The organism is Nonomuraea guangzhouensis (assembly GCF_019396345.1).
In the GTDB taxonomy this organism is placed as follows: Bacteria; Actinomycetota; Actinomycetes; order Streptosporangiales; family Streptosporangiaceae; genus Nonomuraea; species Nonomuraea guangzhouensis.
The window spans coordinates 86,353-106,145 of record NZ_JAHKRM010000023.1 but is presented as its reverse complement, the minus strand read 5'-3'; the positions used below and the strand labels follow the sequence as shown (position 1 = coordinate 106,145).

The window sequence follows — 19,793 nt, the reverse complement described above, 5'->3', positions numbered from 1 at the left end:
GGCCATGCCTATAGGCGCAGGCCTTACGTGCGTAGGTTCGTGACCTCCCGGGCGGTGCGCGCCGCCAGACGGCAGAACGCCTCGGCGAGCCCTCCGTTGTCGCCGGCCCGCCGTACCGCCACGACCACCGCCTGGGACAGGCCGGTGACCTCGACCATGCGGATGCCCGACGGCAGCGGGGTGTCCTTGAAGTGGTACGGGCCGGGACAGAGCGCCCGATTCAGGCGTACGGCCATCAGCAGCTCGTCCGGGGTGGCGCCCGGGTCGCCGACCAGGCGGGGCGTCTCCTCGTTGCGCTCCTCGTGCATGTGCCACCAGCGCGTGACCCTCTCGGGTACGGCGGAGGCCACCGGCACCAGCGGCTCGTCGAACACGTCCGTGTACGGCACGCTCCCCGCGTCCCAGAACGCATGGCCGGCCGGTACCGCGACCGCCCTCGGCACCGTGGTGAGCGGCTCCCAGGTCAGCCGCTCGGAGTCGACAGGCATGAATATGAGCGCGGCGTCGAGCTCCCCGTTGATGAGCGGACGGTCGAAATCGATCAGCCCCACCTGCCGCCAACTCGTCCGCACCCTCGGGTACGCCGCGGTGAAGGCGCTGAGCACCGAGAAGTGCAGCTCATCGGGGAGAGGCAGGGAGACCCCGACTCGCAACGCGCCCTCCCCGGCACCGGCGATGTGCCTGGCCGCTCTGGCCGCCTCTTCGACCGCGCTCAGCACGGCCTTGATCCGCTCGTAGAACGCATCGCCCGCGGCGGTGAGCCAGGTGCCCGCCGGGTCACGGGCGAACAACATCGCGCCCACCCGCTGCTCCAGCTCCCGCACCTGCTGACTCAGCGTAGGCTGCGACACGTGCAGCCGGGCTGCCGCCCGCGTGAAGCTCCCCTCCTCGGCTACCGCCACGAAATAGCGAAAATGCCGCAACTCCATGCGCGCCCTCCTCCCCTCGCTCATCCAGTATTCGGGCCGGTCAGGGCAGGTGTTAGCACGGCGAGAACTTTGGCCGTCGGGACCTGACCTCGCCGGTGGCCTACCGGCACGTACCGGACATCGAGGCGAAGCCGACCAAGGAGCCCGCGCTTGACTCTCGGGTAGTCCGAGACTGGATGCTGTCTGGGTGAGCAGCGACAATCTCCTGGGCATCGGTGTCTTCGCCCTCGTCAGCGGCCTGTCGATCCATGCCTTACGGCACTACGACGAACTCGGCCTGCTGCGGCCGGCGGTCGTTGACCCGGTCACTGGTTATCGCCGCTACCGCCCTGAGCAGGTCCGGCAAGCCAGGCTGATCTGTGCGCTGCGGCGCGTCGATGTGCCGATCGACTCTGTTCGCATCGTCACGGACGACCCGGACGGCGAGTCGTTGCGCACCGTGCTGCAGCAGCACCGAGTGCGGCTGGTGGATCGCGCCCAGGTTCTGTCACGCATGGTCCGCGTTGTGGACCACTACATCGAACACGGAGTGGCTATGCCTGACCTGAAGACCCCGCGCATCGTCCAAGTGACGATCAACGTCGCGGACTTGGCCGAGTCGATCACCTTCTACCGGGCCGCGTTCGACGCGGTGTTCAACGAGGAGATCTCCTCGTTCCAGTTCGGTGCCTGGCCGAGTGAGGAGTTCTTCCTGCTGACCGTCGCGCATGAGGCCACCGAGCATGGCGAGCACGACGGTCCGGCCGGGGTGTCCCGGTTCGGTCTGCTCGTCGAGGACGTGGACGCCGCGCACCGCCGCGCCGTCGATGCCGGGGCCATCGAGGTCCACCCGCCGGTGGACAAGCCATGGAAGCCGCGGTCTTCGTGCGTGGCAGATCCCAGCGGGAACCGCATCGATCTCTATCAGGGCTGACTAGGGCACCAAGACGAGCTTCCCGGTGGCCTGGTCGTTCTCCATGTACCGGTGGGCCGCGACGATGTCGTCCAGGGCGAAGACACGGTCGACGTTGGGTCGATAGACGCCCGCCTCGACCTCGTGGACGATCCGCCGCAGCACGGTCGCGCCCGCGCTGCCCTTGAAGTCGTCGCTGTGGAAAGCCGTGAGCCTGGTTCCGGACGGGATCATCGCGATCGGCTCGAAGTCCGGGATCAGCCATCCGCTGAGGGAGCCCGCCACGCACACCGTCCCGCCACGACGGACCAGGCGCAGCGAGTCCACCGCCGTACGCGCCCCGACGAGATCCAGAACGTGGTCCGGTCCCTCGGGCCAGACCGCGTGCACGCTCGCCGCCAGCGATCCCCCGGCGTCGACGAGTACGTGGTCGACGCCGGCCGCGGTCAACGCGTCGGCCTTGTCCGGCCGCCGGGTCGTGGCCGCGGTCTCGACACCGTAGCCGGCCGCGATCGACGCGGCCGCCATCCCCACCGACGACGTCCCGCCACGGATCAGCAACCGCCCCTGGCCACCCGGCACGATCCCCAACGCGTCCAGCGAGCCCTGTGCGGTCAGGTACGTCTCAGGTAGCGCGGCCAAGACGTCCCAGGGCAAGGTGGTGGTGATCGGCATCAGCAGCGAATTCGGTAGCAACGCGTACTCCGCATAGCCGCCGTCGAACTCCCGGCCCATCTCACCCATCACCGCCGCGACGGTCGTCCCGTCCGGCAGGTCGGGATCGGTCGAGGCTGCCACGATCCCCACACATTCGATGCCGAGCACCCGCGGGAACTTCACGTTCGGGGAATGCCCCTGGCGGGTCCTCAGCTCCGACCGGTTCAAGCCCGCGCCCTTCACCTGCACCAGGCTCCAGCCCTCCCGAACCACCGGTACCGGCAGCTCGCGGATCTCCAGCACCTCCGGGCCACCCGCCCTGACACAGACCGCTGCTCGCATGGTCGTACTCCCTCTCGACATGGGTGGTCGCGACGAAGACCTCATCGCGCGTACATCCACTGTCGCGAGAAAGCGCTGTGACCGGCCACCGGTAGAATGCCAAGTTATGCCCGTTGGCCGCCAACCTGCCCGGTCCGGTCCGACGTCCCATCTATGGCCGTCCGGAGGCGTACATCTATGGCCGTCGGGCGGAACGAGCCCGGTGAATTCCCATTCACGCGGGCATCTGGTGTACGCGGCCCGCGGCGTCCTGTCCGTGCACACCGAACGTGGCACATCGATCGTGCCGGCCAATCGAGTCGCCTGGACCCCTGCCGGGTTCACGCACTACCACCGCGCTCACAGCGACACCGATATGCGGATCCTCTTCCTACCGGCGTCCCTGGCCCGGCTCGTACCCGGCCATCCGGCCGTGTTCCTGGTCTCCGACCTCGCCCGCGAAATCCTGCTCGCCCTCACGGGCCCACGCAACTACGACCGCGCCGGGGGCGACCCCAATCGGGCCGCGAGCGCTCGCCTCCGTCGAGTCCTCGTCGACGAACTCCACGAAGCACGCGAGCAGGCACTGCACCTTCCGGAACCGCACGATGACCGGTTGCAGGCCATTGCCCGGATGATGTACGAGCAGCCCGGGGACAACTCCTCACTGGCCGAACTCGGGCAGGCGATCGGAGCCAGTGCCCGCACTCTCAGCCGGCTGTTCCACAACGAACTCGGCATGACCTTCTACGAATGGCGCACACAACTCCGCATCTATCACGCACTCGTCCTTCTCGCCGACGGCCACGACACGACCCGCGTCGCCCATGCCTGCGGCTGGGCGAATCCCAGCAGCTTCATCTCGGCCTTCACCAACCTCGTCGGCACCACCCCGGGCCGCTACCGATCCGGTCACCAGCGCCCGTGATGGCAGTCACCCGGTCTTGAAGTCGTCGGCGGTGAGTCCGTCGGCGTGTCCTTCCGGCCACTGGACGAGTTCGATCAGGTAGCCGTCGGGGTCGCGCACCATGGTGACCAGCGGCTCATCGGGACCGGCGGTCGGCCGCGCCGGATCGGCCTGGATGCCATGGGCGGCCAGGGTGGCGATGGTGGCGTGCAGGTCGTGCGTCTGGATGGCGAGGTGGTTGAGGCCGCCGGTATCGGTGACCGGCCGGGCGGGGTTGTGCACAAGCTCAATGGTGACGAACGGGTCATCCGGCAGTTGAAGCATGGTCAGAGCGCCGAACGGGGTGTCGGGAACGGTTCCGACGACGGTGTAGCCGAGTGCCTGGTAGAACGCGCGAGAGCGATCCGGGTCGGTGACGCGGAGTCCGACGAGCAAGGTGCGCATGGTCATCTCCTTCTGCAAGATCACCTTACTCACTGCGGCAACCCTCGTCGGCCGGGGTGCGTCACGCAGCGATACAAAGACTTATGAGACGGTGATGACCACCTTGCCCCGAGCGTGTCCCTTGTCGAGATAGCGGATGGCATCCGGGACCGCGCTGAGCGCGTACGTCCGGTCGATGACCGGAGCGATCTTCCCGGCTTCGGCGTGCCGTCGCAGCACATCGAGATCATCGCCGCTCGCCTTCGTCATCATCGGCGCCAGCCGCTGACCGATCAGCGGCGAGAGCACGAGCAGCTTGAGCGGACCGAGCAAGGGGCGGATCCACATCCCCTTGAGCGGCCCGCCGACGGCCACGAGCACGCCGTTCGGGGCGAGCAGCCGCCTGATCACGGGCAGGAGGTGGTTGCCGGCCATGTCGATCATCAGGTCGTAGCGGCGTCCCGTCCCGGTGATGTCGTCGCGGGTGTAGTCCACGACGTGGTCGGCGCCGATCGAGCGGACCATGTCCACGTTGTGGGTGCCGCACACGCCGGTCACCTCGGCGCCGTACGCCTTGGCGAGCTGCACCGCGAACGTGCCCACGCCTCCCCCAGCGCCGTTGACGAGCACCCTGTGCCCAGGCATGATGCGGCCCTTGTCACGCAATGCCTGAAGGGCGCTGAGCCCCGACACCGGCATGGCCGCCGCCTGCTCGAAGGAGAGGTTGGCCGGCTTCTTGGCCACCATCCCGTCCTGGGGGAGGCTGGCGTACTCGGCGAACGCCGCACTGCGCGCGGTGGGCGCCATGCCACGGCCGCCGTAGACCTCGTCTCCCGGCCGGAACCTGGTGACGTTCCCGCCCACGGCCTCGACGCAGCCCGCCATCTCGCCGCCCAGACCGATGGGCTTGGGCCGGGGCAGGCCGCACAGCAGGCGCATGAAGTACGGCGTGCCCGTCATGGTGCGGACGTCGAGCGGACTGACGGCGGCCGCTTTCACCCTGACCAGCACGTCGTCATCGCCGACAGCGGGCAGGTCGACGTCCTCCAAGCTCAGGACATCGGGCGAACCATACCGGTTGAAGCGGATTGCCTTCATGACGTCTCCTCAACGGAATGCGACCTCAGGGTGATGACCTCGTGGCCGCGCAGCGCCTCGAGGAACGGCTGGAAGCTGCCGCAGACGCAACAGCGCAGGACCGTGCCGTCGACCTGCACGTCACTTACTCCCGACGCGCGCGCCACCTGCCGTACGGGCGGGGCGCCGACGAAGCTGACCTCGACGCGCTGTATCACCGGCTCCTCGGACATGCTCGTCACGGTAGGCAGCGGGCCGGGCCGCGAATATCACGGAGATTCGTGATTCGGGAGTAGTGTCCAGGTCAACCATGGCCAGACCGCCGCGCCTCTCGGGCAACCTACCGGCCGAAGCGACCAGCTTCGTGGGCCGCCGCCACGAGCTGGCAGACGTCAGGAGGAAACTCACCGAGGCACGCCTGGTCAGCCTGGTCGGGCCGGGCGGGGTTGGCAAGACGCGCCTGGCGATCAGGATGGCGGCCGATCTCGGCCGCGGGTTCCCGGACGGGGCGTGGCTGGTGGAGCTGGCCGAGGTACGGGATCCGGCCCGGGTCGGCGACGCCGTGCTGACGACCCTGGACTTGCGCGACCAGGCGGCGACCGAGCCCCTGCCCCGGCTGCTGTCCTACCTACGCGACAAGAAGCTGCTGCTGGTGGTGGACAACTGTGAGCACCTGGTCGAAGCGGCCGCCCGGCTCGTGACAGAGGTGCTGAAGGCCGCACCGGGCGTACGGGTGATGGTCACCAGCCGCGAGCCGCTGTCGGCGCCGGGCGAGCACGTGGTCCCCGTGCCACCGCTCGAACTGCCCGTGGCTCACACGCCTCTCACGCGACTCCGGCAGAACGAGGCGGTCGCGCTGTTCGTGGAACGGGCCGCGGCCGGATCGGGCGCGTTCGAGCTGACCGCGGCGAACCAGTCGGCCGTGGTCGATCTGTGCCGCCGGCTCGACGGCCTGCCCCTGGCGATCGAGCTGGCGGCCGTCAGAACCCGAGTGCTCACCGCCGGGCAGATCCTCGATCGCCTGACCGACCGGTTCGGGCTGCTCGTCGGGGGTGGCCGGGCCGCGCTGCCGCGCCATCAGACATTGCGTACGACCATCGATTGGAGCCACGACCTGCTGGCGGCGGGCGAGCAGACGCTGTTGCGGCGGTTGTGCGTGTTCGCGGGCAGGTTCACGCTCGAAGACATCGAGTACGTCTGCGATTCCCCGGACGCGTTGGACCTTCTGTCTTCGCTCGTCGACAAATCCCTGGTGATGAAGGAGGACGCCGGAGATCTCGCCTGCTATCGGCTGCACGAGACGATGCGCGAATACGCCGTCCTCAAGCTGCGAGCGGCCGGCGAGGAAGAAACCGTCCAACAGCGATTCGCCGACTACTACCGAACGAGGTGCCTAAGTTCCACGGCCGAGGCCCGCTTTCGACTCGTCGAGTGGCTCGAATGGATGGACCTGGAGATCGACAACGTCCGTTCGGTCCTTCAGCGCTCCCTGGACCAGCAGGATTTCTCCGGCGGAATCTCCCTCGCCACCTCCCTCGGCTGGTACTGGATGACACGGGCGACCAATGAAGGCGTTCGATGGCTCGACGAGCTGATCGCGTCCGGAGGCGATGATGCGCGAGGACACTTCATGCGCGGATTCCTGGCCGTACTGCAGTCCGATCCGGTAACCGCCGGATCGGCGCTCGAAAAGGCGGCGGCGACGGCCCAGGAGCCGAGCCTGCTGTCACAATCGCTCTCGCTGGCCTCGATGGCCGCGAACATGACCGGCGATCGCGAATCCGCCGAGCGCCTGCTCGCCGAGGCCCGCGCGGCGTGCGACGACCTCCCGGCCACGCTCATGTCGCTGCAGGCCCAGTCGCTCAACGGACTGTTCGACGGCGATCTCGACAGCGTGCGATCCGCGTCGTCACAAGGCGTGCGGATCAGCCGGGAAATCGGCGACCTCTACAGCCTCGACATGATGCTGTTCAACCACGGCTCCGTCATGCTGATGGCCGGTGATCTCGGCGAATCCAAGCCACTGTTCACGGAGGCACTGCGAATCGCCCAGCGGATCGACGACCGGGTGGCGCAGTATTGCCTGCTCGACGCCTTGGGCTGCCACGCCGCCGACTCGGGCGAGGCACGGCTCGCGGCGCGACTGCTGGGGGCGGCGGAAACCGTACGCATGGGCGCGGGCGCGAGCACCCTCCCCTTTCTCGTGCCACTCGTCACCCGGGCCGAACAATCGGCGGCGGCGGACCTCGGACCCTCCAGGTTCGATACGGAATTCGAGGCGGGAAAACGCTTGAGCCGGGCCGCCGCCATCGGACTGGCCCTCGGCGAATCGTCCCAGGTCGCCGCCTCCACTGACGTGGCGCCGCTCGGGAGGCGGGAGGCGGAGGTCGCGCGACTGGTCGCGGACGGCCTGAGCAACAGGCAGATCGGGGCCCGGCTTTTCATTTCCGAGCACACGGTGGACAGCCATGTTCGCCATATTCTGAACAAGCTCGGGTTCAAGTCGCGTACTCAAATTGCCGTCTGGATGGCAGCGTCCGACCGGTGAAGAGAGCTCGTGGACTGAGTTAGCACTGCCACAGGAAGCGGCCCTCCTGCTCGTCGGAGCTGAGAAAGCCGTAACCCACGCCGCTCTCAGCCAACAATGATTCGTACATGCCTTTCTCGGAATTGCTGAGCTGGAAGAAATACGTCCATGCGCTCGAACTGCCACCAGGTAGGAGTGCCTAGCATGCCTGCCGAATTGCTGACGGGCGCACCAGGCGCAAGAGCGTTGGACGCCAGTACCGGCTCGGCCTGCGGTTTGTCGGATGGGACTGCCAGACTCCGCACATGCATGATCTCGTTCTTTCAGCGAGCACCGTCGCAGCCGGTCCTCCCAGCGCGATGACACGCTCCGCGGACAAGCGTTCCGATCGCACTCGCAGCAGGCGGCCCATATGAGCGCGTTCGAGCGGTTCAGCCTCCAGCCCGGTCCAGAGGCATGGGACCCTGCGTGGATCGCGCGCGGTGAGCTTCGCGGTCAACGGTTCGAATTGCCCGCCGGAGTGTCGAGCGTGACCTTCGACCGGGCACAGCTGGTGGACGTGGACTTCTCCGGAACGCGGTTCGCCCAGTTCACCGTTCACGGCAGCGAATTCGAGGAATGCGACTTCACCGACGCCGTCTTCGAGCAACTGTCGATGGGCACGACCTGCCTGCGAGGGCCATGGGACGGTGTCGGCTGGCCGCAGTCGGTCTTTCGCGATTGCGTGTTTCGGCGCACCCGCTTCGCGTCGTCCACGTTCTTCGGCAACGTCCGCTTCGAGAGGTGCACTTTCGACCGGTCTCGCCTGAGAGACCAGACGAACACCTACGAAGCAGAGTTCGTCGACTGCGTCTTCCTCGGTCGCGTGCGGAGCGTCAACTTCTGGGGTCGCCCGACCGACCACCAAGCCGCACTGCGCAGGGACCGCAATGACTTCACCGGAAACGACTTCACCGACGCGGAGCTGGATTACGTCGCCTTACATCACATCGACCTGCAGGCCCAACGCTGGCCCGGCCTGCCCGGTTACGCGCTCCTCGACCGGATCAGCGCGCGCGTGGAGGCGGTGCTGCCCTTGGTGGAGCAGTGGCAGGACGCAGACCACCGGAAGCTCGCGCGCTTCAGCCTGGAGTTTCTCGCGGACACGGCCCTGATGCAGAACGACGACCAGGCGCTGGTAAGTCCGTTGGATATGGGCCGCAAGGTGCCGCCCGCGCTCCGCGAGGAGTTGTTCGAGGCGCTCAGACGCACGTCCAGCGGTATAGCCCCTGGTTGAGCCGCACCGCCTCGCGCGCCAGGTCCCGCAAAGCCGTCATACGTTCGACCTCGAACTCGTCGAGCAGTTCGTCTTCGGCGTACCCGCGCAGCCGCGAGTCGTTCACGGCGGCGAGCGCTGCGACAGTCTCGGGTGCTGCCCGGTCCACGCCTGCTGACTCGCCGTCGTCCACGACGGTCTCGCTGTCCCCGAACTCACTGAGATCACGTCCGGTGAGCTCCGCGACCAGCGTGTCGAGCTCGTCGAGCCACCCTTTGCAGTCGACGTACGGCAGGTTCACCGCGGCCGGCCCACCAGCAAGGGCCAGCCGGGCGGACTGGTCGGAGTCTGCCGTGAAGTAGTCGACGAGAACACCCATGGCCGGCCACTCTACCGATCAAGCCCATACGGCACGCAACAGACGTGGGCCGACTGTCCTACCAGCAGATCAGCGCCCTCGACGACGGCGAGATACGTGGCTCTTGCTTGAAGAACGCGGAGAGTGCCTCAGCGCTGATCACGTCGGTCCTCGCGCGCTTGGTGACGGCTGCGGTAACCGGCATGACCGAGCCCTCCTACCTGGCCGCCACCCGGGAGTCCTACAACACCGTCGCCGTCGACCTGTCGCCCAAGATGGTCGAGGTGGCCCGGCAGAGATACTCAGGCCTACGGTTTGAGGTGGGTTCGATGACCGCGCTGGACCTCAAGGACGGCGAGCTGGGCGGGGTCGTCGCCTGGTACTCAACCCATCACATTCCGGCGGGCGTCGCAAAAGCACGGAATAAACCATGCACGCCTTCCCCATTTCGCGACCGCCGAAAAGAATCACCGTCAATATAGAAACAGCCGATCGGCACTTTATCCGCTCGGGCTGTCGCCCCGCTGTCGTCCCGCTGTCGCGACATTCCGTCGGTCTCGATAATGCAACAACCGGTCCGCTGTTCTGATGTCGACCTCGACGGCTGACCGACCACCATCCACAGCCTTTCACCTGTTCAGGCGGCCGTTGCCGACCGGTGAAGCACAATCGCGCCAGAACCCTTGCACCTCCACATCAACAAAATTCGCTCTTGCCGATAACCTTCAAAGGCTTCAATATCACCAGCAAAGGGGTCACATCACACCACGGGGAGAAACAACGTGCGACGTATCATCGCGGCTTTAGCCGGCATCCTTGCCGGCCTGACGCTCATCGCCGGTCCACAACCCGCGACAGCCCAATCTCTGGGCACGATCACGATCAACTGGTCCGGCAGCGACAATGACGACCTCGGCAAGATCCGCGTGTCCACCACTTCCGACCAGCCGATCGCCACTCTCAAGGCGCATGTCATCTCCGCCACCGGCCAGGAACTGGCCGCCATCGACGACTTCGCCCTCACCTCAGGCACCTCCACCAACGGCATCTGGACCACCCGCACCCGGGTCCAGCTCACCGAACTCGGCACCTACCGCATCGACGTCGAAGCCACCGACACCGAAGGCACCCACGTCACCGCCGAACGTACCGGCCAGCTCATCTACATGGTGAAGACCGTCTTCGACCCGCTCGCCCCCAGCCGCCCCACCGTCGACTACACCCACCGCCATGTCACCGTCAAAGGCCGTATCTATGGCATCTGGCCAGGCAGCGGGGAGCGCAAACCGCTGGGGCAAGGCTTCCCCATCTCCTTCGCCATCTCGTACCTCAACAAGCAAGGCGGCTACGCCGACTTCGACCACGCCGAACTCACTACCGACGCCAAGGGCCGGTTCCAGCACTCGCTCACCCTCAAGATGGGCGCGGAGTTCACCGCGACCTACCCCTACAGCAACGACCACCTCTGGTACATGCGTGGCACCTCCGACAAGCTGATCGTCAAAGCCAAGGAGTCAGCCACCGAGGTAAAGGTCAACGTCGCCCCGGTCAGGGTCAACGCTGGAGACCAGCTCACCGTCTCCGGCCTGGCCAGATGGCGCTCCCCCTCAGGGTGGCAGCCCATCCCCGACGCCACACTCGGCGTCCGGGTCGAGAACACCAATAACGCGCCCAGGTCCGTCACCACCGACGCCCAAGGTCGCTACAGCCTGACGTTCGTGCCCTACACCACAGGCACCGTCACCGTTGCTTACTCCACCGAAGACCCCTTCAAGGCGAACTCGAGCACCATCGTCCCGTTCACCGTCGCCCACCCCGCTTCCTTCTCCGATTTCAAAGCTGTACGGGAGGCGGCTGAGGTCGTCGTGACGGGCCATCTCGCCTTCACCGGCAGTTCCACGCCGGCCGACCCACAAGCGATCATCGAATTCTCCGCCGACGGAACCACCTGGGCCGCTCGGTCCACCCGACCCGCCTACTGGGACGGAAGCGGCTACGCCTTCGGTGACGCCATCACCGAGCCTGCGGCCGGCCATTGGCGAGCCCGCTTCGAAGGCGGCGAACACTTCCAGGACGCGCTGAGCCAGAGCGTCGAGGTGGGCGCCGCACAGTAGCGGATGAACGACGCGAGCCCGTGACCTCACCGCGGTCACGGGCTCGCGAACCGTAGACGGCCCAAGCTGGGCATACCTCAATTTCCGTTGCCACACGAGTACTTTGGATCGCTCCAAATGGCTCGACCGGGATGGTCGGCGAGGCCCGCGTGACAGCGGTGTGACATCCGGCAGGCGCCGGGGGTGGTTACCGAGACCCCGTCGCAGCCAGGGCGAATCGATTGCGAAAAGTTCACCCCATCGTTGAACCGGGTCGGCGGCTACATCGTTTCGAAGATCAGCAAAACGCGGACAGCAAGCTCACGTCGACTCAGCGGGAGACTTCCAGTGACACTGCGTCTGAATCGCTCTGCTCTCGTCGATCTTCGTTCTGCGGATCGGATCCTGTTCCAGAGTTTCGGCGCCGGCCCGGAGGCCGCCCCGGCGTTCGACCGCATTCACCATGCCTTCGAGGCCCACGCCAAGGCCACGCCGACCGCGACCGCCGTCACTCATCTCGGCGAGAGCATGACCTACCTGGAACTCGACCGCCACGCCGACCGCCTCGCCGCGTCGCTCGCCCACCGTGGCGTGCGTCCCGGCGACCGCGTCGGCCTGTTCATGACACGGTCGATCCCGATGGTCGTGGGCATCCTCGCAATCTTGAAGGTCGGCGCGGCCTACGTGCCGCAGGATGTCCGGATCACCCCGGCCGTCCACCTGCGCCACATTGTCGACACGGCCTCCATCAAGGTGATCCTGACCTCCTCTGATTCGGCGCCGAGGATCCCCGCCGGCGATCGTCACGAGGTCATCGCGGTGGACGAGATCCCGCGCTCGGACGAGTGGTCCTCGCCGGTCCCGGGCGGGTCGGGCGACGTGGCGGTGGTCATCTTCACCTCTGGGACGACCGGCCATCCCAACGGTGTCAACGTGACCCACGCCAACCTGTGCAACATCCTGCTGAACGAGCCGGGCTCCCTGGGAATCGGCCCTGACAGCAGGGTGGCCCAGATCCTCAACATCGCCTTCGACATGGCGGTTTGGGAGATCCTTGGCGCCCTGTCGCACGGCGCCACGCTCGTCATCCGCGGCGACGACATCGAGGAGACCGTGCGCGACGTCGACGTCGTCATCGCCACCCCGGGAATCTTGGCCTCCCTCGACGCCGCTCGGTGCCGCAACGTCAAGGTGGTCGCGGTCGCGGGCGAGCGCTGCCCCCAGCATCTGGCGGACACCTGGTCTCGCTTCTGCGCCTTCCACAACGCGTGCGGACCCACCGAGGTCACCATCGTCAACACGATTCAGCGCTACGATCCGCGGCGCCGCGTCCTGACCATCGGCAGACCGCTGCCCAACACCACGGTCTACATCCTCGACCAGAACGGCAGGCCGTGCCCGATCGGCGAGATCGGCGAGATGTGGGCGGGCGGCGCCTGCGTGACCGCGGGCTATCTTGAAAACGACGTCGCGACCATGCAGAGGTACCGGCCCGATCCCTTCCGTGGCGGCGGCCACATGATGTTCCGCACTCGCGACCTGGGCCGCTGGACACCGGACGGTGAGCTGGAACACCACGGCCGCACCGACGACCAGGTGAAGGTCAGAGGCTTCCGGGTCGAGCTGGACGCGGTCACCGGCGCACTGGAGCTGACCGCGGACTGCGCCCGCGCCACCACGGTCCTGCGCGAGGGTGAGTTGATCGGCTTCGTCAGCCCGGCGAGCGTGGACGTCGAGGCGGCGCGGAAGTCCGTCGAGCAGTCGCTGCCGTACTATTGCGTGCCCTCCCGCGTCGTGGCCGTGGACGAGTTACCGATGACCGACCGCGGCAAGGTCGACAAGAACGCCCTGATCGACCCGCTGATCGACGTGGTCGCATGACGGTCGTGCGCTCCTTGTCGGATGCGCTCGAGCTGCCTCCGCCGCGCTCGGCGATCAGGACTCTCGGCAGTGGCCGGCGCTTCATGCACTACAACCGGCTCGCCGCCGTCGTGCTGGCCGTCAACACGGGGTTCCTCGTCCACGCGATCACCACCGGCTGGTGGGCCGACCCGAGCACACTGTCCCTCCTGGTGCTCGCCAATGTCACCCTGGCCGTGCTGATCCGCCAGCAGTACGTCATCAACCTGCTCTTTCACGTGGCCACCGATGCCCCCGTCCGCTGGCCGCTGGGGATCCGCCGCATTCTGGGCAAGGTCTACCATTTCGGTGGACTACACGTCGGCGGGACGGTCGCGGCCACCCTGTGGTTCGCCTTCCTCACCGGGGTGATGACCATGCGCCCCGCCGAGGTCTCCGCAGGGCTGCTCACGCTCACGTACGCGATCCTGGCGCTGCTGGTCGCGATGGTGGTCTTCGCGCTGCCCCCGCTGCGGGCGCGGCTCCACAACGTGTTCGAGGTTGTGCACCGGTTCGGCGGCTGGACGGTGCTCGCCCTGTTCTGGGCGCATGCGCTGCTGACCGCGGCCCACCAGGCGACGTTCTGGGCGCTCACGGCCATCACCCTCAGCATCGCGCTGCCGTGGCTGCGCCTGCGGCGCGTGCCTGTCCGGATCTCCAGGCCGTCGTCGCACGTGGCCCTGCTCGGGTTCGACTACGGCGTCACGCCGTTCGCGGGCTCGTCGACCACCGTGAGCCGTAACCCGCTGCTCGAGTGGCACTCCTTCGCCAATGTGCCCACCCCCGGCAGGAACGGCTTCCGGCTCACCGTCTCGCGGGCCGGCGACTGGACGGGGTCGCTGATCGACGACAGCCCCTCCCACCTGTGGGTCAAGGGCATACCGACGGCCGGCGTCGGCAACATCGACAAGCTGTTCACGCGCGTCGTCTGGGTGGCCACGGGCAGCGGCATCGGCCCGTGCCTGCCGCACCTGCTGTCCCGCGACACGCCGTCGCGGCTGGTCTGGTCGACACGGCGTCCCCGCACGACATACGGCGACGAACTGGTGGAGGAGATCCTCGCCGTGCAGCCGGACGCGGTCGTCTGGGACACCGATGCAAAAGGCAAGCCCGACCTGCTGGCCCTGGCCTACCGGGTGTACGTGGAGTTCGACGCCGAGGCGATCATCTGCATCTCCAACAAGAAGACCACGTGGCACCTCGTCGAACAACTCGAGATGCGGGGTGTTCCCGCGTACGGAGCGATCTGGGATTCCTGACCTGACAGCGCGTGATCTCTGGAGGACGATCCATGGCTTTCCGAACACTGACGGTCCACGACAAGGACGAGATCGTGACGCTCGCCATTGACAGACCCGGCGTGCTCAACGCCCTGTCCCGGCAGACCCTCACCGAACTGAAACGCTTCCTCACCGGCCTGACCGGCTTCCGCGGGATGATCCTCACCGGTTCGGGAGACCGCGCCTTCGTCGCCGGAGCCGACATCCGGGAGATGGCGGCGATGACGCCAGAGGAGGGCGAGGAGTTCGGCAGGCTGGGCCAGGAGGTCACCCGGCTGATCGAGGCGGCGCCGTTCCCGGTGATCGCCTGCGTGAATGGGTACGCGCTCGGGGGCGGGTGTGAGCTGGCCATGGCCTGCGACTACATCTACGCGACGACGAACGCCGTATTCGGCCAGCCGGAGGTACGGCTCGGGCTGATCCCCGCCTTCGGCGGATGCGTGCGGCTGCAACGTCACGTCACCCCCGGCCGGGCCAGGGAGATGATCTACACGGGCCGCAACGTCGATGCCGGGGAGGCCCTGCGGATCGGCCTGGTCAACCGGGTGTTCGGGACCAGGGAGGAGATGCTGGAGGCGGCGTACGAGTCGTTGGCACTGGTCTCAGCGAACTCGCCGATCGCCGTGGCGTTGTGCAAGGAGGCCGTCAACGACTCGCGCGGCCGGGAGATCGGCGCCGCGCTCGACATCGAGGCGCACGCTTTCCGCCGCACGTTCACCAGTGAGGACATGCGCGAGGGCACGCAAGCCTTCCTGAGCAAGCGGAAGCCCGTTTTCCCGGGAAAGTAACCTCCTTCTCACATGGGTGTGGACATGACCGACGCGCATGCGGCACTCCTGCGGGCACTGTACGACGAGCACGCGCCCGCACTGTGGCGCTTCGTTGTCCGCTTGACCGGCGACAACCAGTTCGCCCATGACGTCGTCCAGGAAACGCTGCTACGAGCGTGGAAGAGTCCGGAGGTCTTCCACAAGGGTGAGACGGCGTCGCGCGCCTGGCTGTACACCGTGGCCAGGAACGTGGTGATCGACCATAGCCGCAGCGCTCGGGTACGCCGGGAGGTCGGCACCGACCGCCTCCCCGAAACGTCCAGCGCCGACCAGATAGACGCCACCCTCGACGCCTGGCTGGTCACCGACGCCCTCGCGCAACTGTCGGAGAACCACAGAACCGTCATCGTGCGCACCTATTATGGCGGCGAATCCGTCGCCGAACTCGCCGACAAGCTCGACCTGCCGCCCGGCACGGTGAAGTCGAGGCTGCACTACGCTCTCAGGGCCCTGCGACTCGCGCTGCAGGAAAGGGGGGTTACCACTCATTGATGTCCTCAACGGATCCGTACGCGGAATGGGACGCGGCGTACGTCATCGGAGCCCTGTCACCCCGCGAACGACTCGAATACGAAGAGCACCTGAGCGGATGCGCCGCCTGCTCGCAGGCGGTCGCCTCGCTCGCCGGCATACCCGGCATCCTCTCGACCGTCCCGGCGGATCGCGCCCTGCGCCCACCGCACGCCGACCCCTCGCCTGCCGAGGTGCCGACGAGTCTGCTGCCCGAGCTGATGAAATCCAGCCGACGGGCCCGGCGGTGGGGCCGGATACGTACCGCCGCGGTCGCCATCGCGGCGGCCGTTGCCGGGGTGATGGTGTCCCCGCTCCTGCCCGAGCGGCAAGAGGCCGCTCTGCCGATGCAGGCGTCCCCGCTCCTGCCCGAGCAGCAGGAGACCGCCCTGCCGATGCTGCAGACGATTCCCAGCCCTGTCACCGCCGAGGTGCGCGTCATCCAGGAACCCTGGGGCACCCGGGTGGAGTTGACCTGCCGTTACGCCGTGCCCGCCGACCCAGCCCCGCCCAAGACGTTCGAGTACGCCCTGTACGTCACCGACCTTATGGGCAGCAGCACCAGGCTGGCCACCTGGATGGCGTCGCCCGACACCACGACCATGCCCGTCGGCACGACCGGGCTGACCATGAAGCAAATCAGGAGCATCGACGTCCGGCTTACCAAGAACGGGCGCATCCTACTCGACAGGCGCCTGTAACGAACCGTTGAATTGAGCTAGAGACTGACGGCGCGCGACAAGGACCGCCCCTGGAATACTTTCGTCGAAGCCATGAGACGTGACTGCATGATGTGCAGATCTGCTGTTCAGCCCATACCCCGCGCCCGTTGTGGTTCGCGCAGGTTCCGGCGATCCCCGCGGTTGTCACCCAGTTGTTCACTCATCTGGCACAAGGTCCTCGAAACCCAGCTTCAGCCAACTAGTGCCCGCGACAACGTGAAGCTCATTGCCTCGGCCCAGTATGGTCGCTGTCCTGGGAACCGGTCGTCCGTCGGGCATTACCAGCCGGGTGGGACGATCCGCCGAAAAGGCTTCTCCTCGAATGCTCCCCGAGATCACCCGGTGCCGGTGCTCGTTATACCCGCCGACGAGCGCCACCCGGTCATCGACAACAACGAGTGCATGAGCACCGCGCACCTCCGTGGGCCAGCCAGCGATCGCGGCAGCTCGGACCCGCACAATCGGGAAGTCTGTGTAGTAGTACGCCCACGCTTCATCCCCCGTCACGTTCAACGCGTAGCAATCGGAGATCGCACCGAACTCACCGTCATACGGGTAACGCCACGCGAGGCCCAGGTCAGACCGAAAGCGGATCAGCCCAGGGGAGCCGATGGGTGCGGGAGTGCCCGCCTCTCCCCATCCGAAGTTGCCGAACACGCCTTCGTCGAAATAGCTCACCCAAATGTCGCCGGAGAGCGTCGTCTGCACATCAGCAATTCCGTCTCCAAACACACCCTCCCGCAGAAGTTTCCCGTCGGCATCGTAGACGGCGGCGTTGGACTCGGCCGCCCCGTTACGCCAACGGCACCGCGCACCCACCAAGAGCACGCCCCCGTCCGGCAGTGGCTGGACATGGCTGTGCGCAAGTGACTGCTCAGCGATGGGCACCGTCCTCGCTAGATGGGGACGGTACGTGGCGACATGCACCGAGACGAGCGCGGCCGTACGTGAATCGGGAAAAGACGCCCCACCTGGTGAAATAGTCCGTGCGGCCAGCGCATCGGCGTTGTCCTGTGAGGCCCACGCAACGACCAGTTCCCCCTCGGGACCTGCCGCCGCACTCACCAGCTCCGCACCCTGGAATGGTAGAACCAAGTCCGCATGGTGACGCAGCCTCGCAACACCTGCCTTCCGACTTCTCCTGGTTCGGCCTCGCATGGAAGATACATTATTGATCGCGTGGCTGGATCTCGACTGAAATACCAGCCAGTGCTTGCGATCTGTCGGTTGCAGTTGAAGCTGTCGGTGTTCGCACGTTTTTGTCGGTGTTCAGGGTGAGTTGTCCGGCACGACTGAGCGCCTGTTTTCGAGCAGGGCGGCCTTCGGTATCAGCCCCGGGCGGTAGCGTGCGCACCGCATATGTCACCCACTCGATTCCGCACCGGACCTGATATGACCGACACCTACTCGCCCATTCCCGAACTGAACTTGCTCAAGGAGTTCTCCGACGGTCCTGGAGAGGACGCCTTCTCGGATGGGTTCGAGTTCTACGAGTACGACCGACCCGACGCCGGCTTGGTGGAGTGGCTGTGCCTTGAGGGGCGGGAAGAGGAGGTACGAGGCCACCTCGATCGGCTCACCCCCTTCGCTCAGGCCACCGGCTCGGGTTCGTTCTACGCCCTGTGGCACTGCGACGACCGCACCGACTTCGCCACACTTCCTGTCATCCGCTTCGGCGACGAAGGTGATCTCGACATCATCGAGGGCCTGCGCAACCTGTTCGGACCTTCGGCGTCGGCGGCTTGTCGGCCGCGATGCCCGGCGTCATCCTGACCGTCACCCCCAAGAGCAAGACGTCGAGCACCAAGAGCTTCAACTACGTCGTCCGCAGCGTCGGCACTCCCGTGGCATTCGTCACATATGTCCCACCCCGGATGATGTGCCATCATGGGTATCGTCACTTCGACGATAAGGGGTGTGCCATGACCGCGCAGCGCCATCGGCGGCCTGATCCTCGCCGCGGGCACCGGCCCCGGCCACCTCTTCCCCGACGACAGCGCTTACACCACCGCAGCGCTGGTCGGCATCAGCGCCATGGCGATCACGACGCCGACAAGCCTCGCTCTCGCCCGCCGACGCTCGTCCGAGACCAACCCGTAAGTCAGATGCACTCATCCCAACACTGGAGGTTCCATGCCCAAGGGCTACTGGGTCAGCGTCTACCGCACCATTTCAGACCCTGAGAAGCTGGCTGCTTACAACAAGCTGGCCGGTCCGGCCGTCAAGGCCGGGGGCGGTCGGACCTTCGCCCGTGGCGGTCGGGTCGTGGCGCATGACGCCGGGATCGCCGAGCGCACCGTCCTGATCGAGTTCGACAGCTTCGAGCAGGCCGTCGCGGCGCACGAGAGTGCGGCCTACCAGGAGGCGCTGGTCGTCCTCTCCGACGGCGTCGAGCGCGACTTCCGCATCGTCGAAGGCATCGACTGACCGAGGTCCAGCCGGATCTTCATTGAAGATCCACCATCTTGGTTTTCGCTGGTGCGACTGCTGGTGTGGCGGGGTTCGTGGGTGCTCGTGCTGGTCGTGGGCGGCTGTTTTCGGTCTTGATCGTCTGTCCGCGGTCGAGTTCGAGGTTCGTCAGGACGAGCAGGGCGCGGAGCAGGTTGGTGGCGCGGGCGGGGCTCGTGCGGAGTTTGGTGAGGATGCGCCAAGTCTTCAGGTGCGCGAAGCCATGCTCGACGGCGCCAGAGCTGCGACCCCCTACGCCGGGCACCCGCTCTCGACCGATGATCATCAGGGCAGGCACGGGGTTCTTCAACGCCCACTCAGGCGCCAGCTCGCCCACATCCGGGACACCCATCGGCGTGGCGTCGGGAGCGGAGAGCCATGACCTTCAGCGCTGGTACTTCTCTCCGACATTCCTCGACAGGATAGACGTGGAGCGCTGTCAAAACTGACCCGCAAACGCTGCTGCTAGACATCGGCGAAATCACCTACGCCACTGACATCAGCCACCGGCCTGTCAAACTCATGTGACCTGCACAACCTTCCTGGATCCGCCGCAGCGTGGTAGTGGCTCATATACTCATGTCCGGTCGCAACTGGCGAAGGTGGAGCACCACTGGGGAGCGGCCTGGATTCGATGTGAGCGTCGACCGCCTGGGCGACTCCGT

The 19,793-nt window shown here is 66.6% G+C and carries 21 protein-coding genes and 1 riboswitch; of the genes, 13 read left to right on the top strand and 8 right to left on the bottom strand.

Translation table 11 applies throughout. The annotated features are described in order from the left end of the window. Window positions 1-23: 23 nt before the first annotated feature. A complete protein-coding gene (locus KME78_RS40205; RefSeq protein WP_219534742.1) occupies window positions 24-929 on the bottom strand; it encodes a LysR family transcriptional regulator in 906 nt (301 codons plus the stop codon). Window positions 930-1,116: 187 nt separating this feature from the next. Here KME78_RS40205 and KME78_RS40200 point away from each other — a divergent pair, with 187 nt between their 5' ends. After that, complete coding sequence (locus KME78_RS40200) at window positions 1,117-1,842, top strand: VOC family protein (protein WP_219534741.1); 726 nt, start codon at window positions 1,117-1,119, stop codon at window positions 1,840-1,842. On the opposite strand, the gene KME78_RS40195 is transcribed toward KME78_RS40200, so the two are convergent. Beyond that, on the bottom strand, window positions 1,843-2,820 hold the full coding sequence (locus KME78_RS40195) for a zinc-binding dehydrogenase (RefSeq protein WP_219534740.1): 978 nt from the start codon (window positions 2,818-2,820) through the stop codon (window positions 1,843-1,845). 202 nt (window positions 2,821-3,022) lie between these two features. Here KME78_RS40195 and KME78_RS67490 point away from each other — a divergent pair, with 202 nt between their 5' ends. Next, window positions 3,023-3,727 (top strand): AraC family transcriptional regulator, encoded by a 705-nt coding sequence (locus tag KME78_RS67490; RefSeq protein WP_219534739.1) that lies wholly within the window; start codon window positions 3,023-3,025, stop codon window positions 3,725-3,727. A 6-nt stretch (window positions 3,728-3,733) separates the two neighbouring features. On the opposite strand, the gene KME78_RS40185 is transcribed toward KME78_RS67490, so the two are convergent. From KME78_RS40185 to KME78_RS40175, 3 genes are all read right to left on the bottom strand, one after another. Beyond that, window positions 3,734-4,150, bottom strand: coding sequence for a VOC family protein (locus KME78_RS40185; protein ID WP_219534738.1), 417 nt, complete (start codon window positions 4,148-4,150; stop codon window positions 3,734-3,736). Between the two features lie 81 nt (window positions 4,151-4,231). Next, window positions 4,232-5,227, bottom strand: a complete 996-nt coding sequence (locus KME78_RS40180) for an NAD(P)-dependent alcohol dehydrogenase (protein ID WP_219534737.1) — start codon at window positions 5,225-5,227, stop codon at window positions 4,232-4,234. Further along, window positions 5,224-5,439, bottom strand: a complete 216-nt coding sequence (locus KME78_RS40175) for a hypothetical protein (RefSeq protein ID WP_219534736.1) — start codon at window positions 5,437-5,439, stop codon at window positions 5,224-5,226. Before KME78_RS40175 ends, KME78_RS40180 begins: the two co-directional genes overlap by 4 nt. Before the next feature lie 77 nt (window positions 5,440-5,516). Between KME78_RS40175 and KME78_RS66560 the strand changes: the two genes are divergently transcribed. Both KME78_RS66560 and KME78_RS40165 read left to right on the top strand, forming a co-directional pair. Further along, window positions 5,517-7,754, top strand: coding sequence for a helix-turn-helix transcriptional regulator (locus KME78_RS66560; protein ID WP_219534735.1), 2,238 nt, complete (start codon window positions 5,517-5,519; stop codon window positions 7,752-7,754). A gap of 391 nt (window positions 7,755-8,145) precedes the next feature. Then, complete coding sequence (locus KME78_RS40165) at window positions 8,146-9,009, top strand: pentapeptide repeat-containing protein (RefSeq protein WP_219534734.1); 864 nt, start codon at window positions 8,146-8,148, stop codon at window positions 9,007-9,009. Here KME78_RS40165 and KME78_RS40160 read toward each other — a convergent pair. After that, the gene (locus tag KME78_RS40160) at window positions 8,975-9,367 is read right to left on the bottom strand and encodes a hypothetical protein (RefSeq protein WP_219534733.1); all 393 of its coding nucleotides are present in this window, start codon (window positions 9,365-9,367) and stop codon (window positions 8,975-8,977) included. The genes KME78_RS40165 and KME78_RS40160 overlap by 35 nt on opposite strands. 44 nt (window positions 9,368-9,411) lie before the next feature. On the opposite strand from KME78_RS40160, the gene KME78_RS67485 reads away from it, so the two are divergent. The 7 genes from KME78_RS67485 (at window position 9,412) to KME78_RS40125 (ending at window position 16,659) form a co-directional block, all read left to right on the top strand. Continuing rightward, entirely contained in the window at window positions 9,412-9,828 is a 417-nt protein-coding gene (locus KME78_RS67485; RefSeq protein WP_308127309.1) for a class I SAM-dependent methyltransferase, read from the top strand. 300 nt (window positions 9,829-10,128) lie between these two features. Then, entirely contained in the window at window positions 10,129-11,460 is a 1,332-nt protein-coding gene (locus KME78_RS40150) for a carboxypeptidase-like regulatory domain-containing protein (protein WP_219534732.1), read from the top strand. 327 nt (window positions 11,461-11,787) lie between these two features. Continuing rightward, window positions 11,788-13,320, top strand: coding sequence for an amino acid adenylation domain-containing protein (locus KME78_RS40145; protein WP_219534731.1), 1,533 nt, complete (start codon window positions 11,788-11,790; stop codon window positions 13,318-13,320). Further along, window positions 13,317-14,597 carry an FNR domain-containing protein gene (locus KME78_RS40140; RefSeq protein WP_219534730.1) on the top strand — a complete coding sequence of 427 codons (1,281 nt, stop codon included), beginning with the start codon at window positions 13,317-13,319 and terminating at the stop codon, window positions 14,595-14,597. Before KME78_RS40145 ends, KME78_RS40140 begins: the two co-directional genes overlap by 4 nt. Before the next feature lie 32 nt (window positions 14,598-14,629). Then, window positions 14,630-15,406, top strand: coding sequence for an enoyl-CoA hydratase-related protein (locus KME78_RS40135; RefSeq protein WP_219534729.1), 777 nt, complete (start codon window positions 14,630-14,632; stop codon window positions 15,404-15,406). A gap of 24 nt (window positions 15,407-15,430) precedes the next feature. Further along, window positions 15,431-15,940, top strand: a complete 510-nt coding sequence (locus KME78_RS40130) for a sigma-70 family RNA polymerase sigma factor (RefSeq protein ID WP_246652910.1) — start codon at window positions 15,431-15,433, stop codon at window positions 15,938-15,940. Then, a complete protein-coding gene (locus KME78_RS40125) occupies window positions 15,940-16,659 on the top strand; it encodes an anti-sigma factor family protein (RefSeq protein ID WP_219534727.1) in 720 nt (239 codons plus the stop codon). The genes KME78_RS40130 and KME78_RS40125 overlap by 1 nt, the downstream gene beginning before the upstream one ends. A 177-nt stretch (window positions 16,660-16,836) precedes the next feature. On the opposite strand, the gene KME78_RS40120 is transcribed toward KME78_RS40125, so the two are convergent. Continuing rightward, window positions 16,837-17,745: a YxiH-YxzG fusion protein gene (locus tag KME78_RS40120; RefSeq protein ID WP_219534726.1), complete on the bottom strand. Its 909-nt coding sequence runs from the start codon at window positions 17,743-17,745 to the stop codon at window positions 16,837-16,839. Between the two features lie 327 nt (window positions 17,746-18,072). On the opposite strand from KME78_RS40120, the gene KME78_RS40115 reads away from it, so the two are divergent. Both KME78_RS40115 and KME78_RS40110 read left to right on the top strand, forming a co-directional pair. Then, window positions 18,073-18,453, top strand: a complete 381-nt coding sequence (locus KME78_RS40115; protein ID WP_219534725.1) for a hypothetical protein — start codon at window positions 18,073-18,075, stop codon at window positions 18,451-18,453. Between the two features lie 360 nt (window positions 18,454-18,813). Beyond that, a complete protein-coding gene (locus tag KME78_RS40110; protein ID WP_219534724.1) occupies window positions 18,814-19,107 on the top strand; it encodes a DUF1330 domain-containing protein in 294 nt (97 codons plus the stop codon). A 19-nt stretch (window positions 19,108-19,126) separates the two neighbouring features. Here KME78_RS40110 and KME78_RS40105 read toward each other — a convergent pair whose 3' ends face one another. After that, the gene (locus tag KME78_RS40105; RefSeq protein WP_219534723.1) at window positions 19,127-19,465 is read right to left on the bottom strand and encodes a hypothetical protein; all 339 of its coding nucleotides are present in this window, start codon (window positions 19,463-19,465) and stop codon (window positions 19,127-19,129) included. 242 nt (window positions 19,466-19,707) lie between these two features. Next, window positions 19,708-19,792, top strand: a riboswitch (ZMP/ZTP riboswitch). The last annotated feature ends 1 nt before the right edge of the window (window position 19,793 follow it).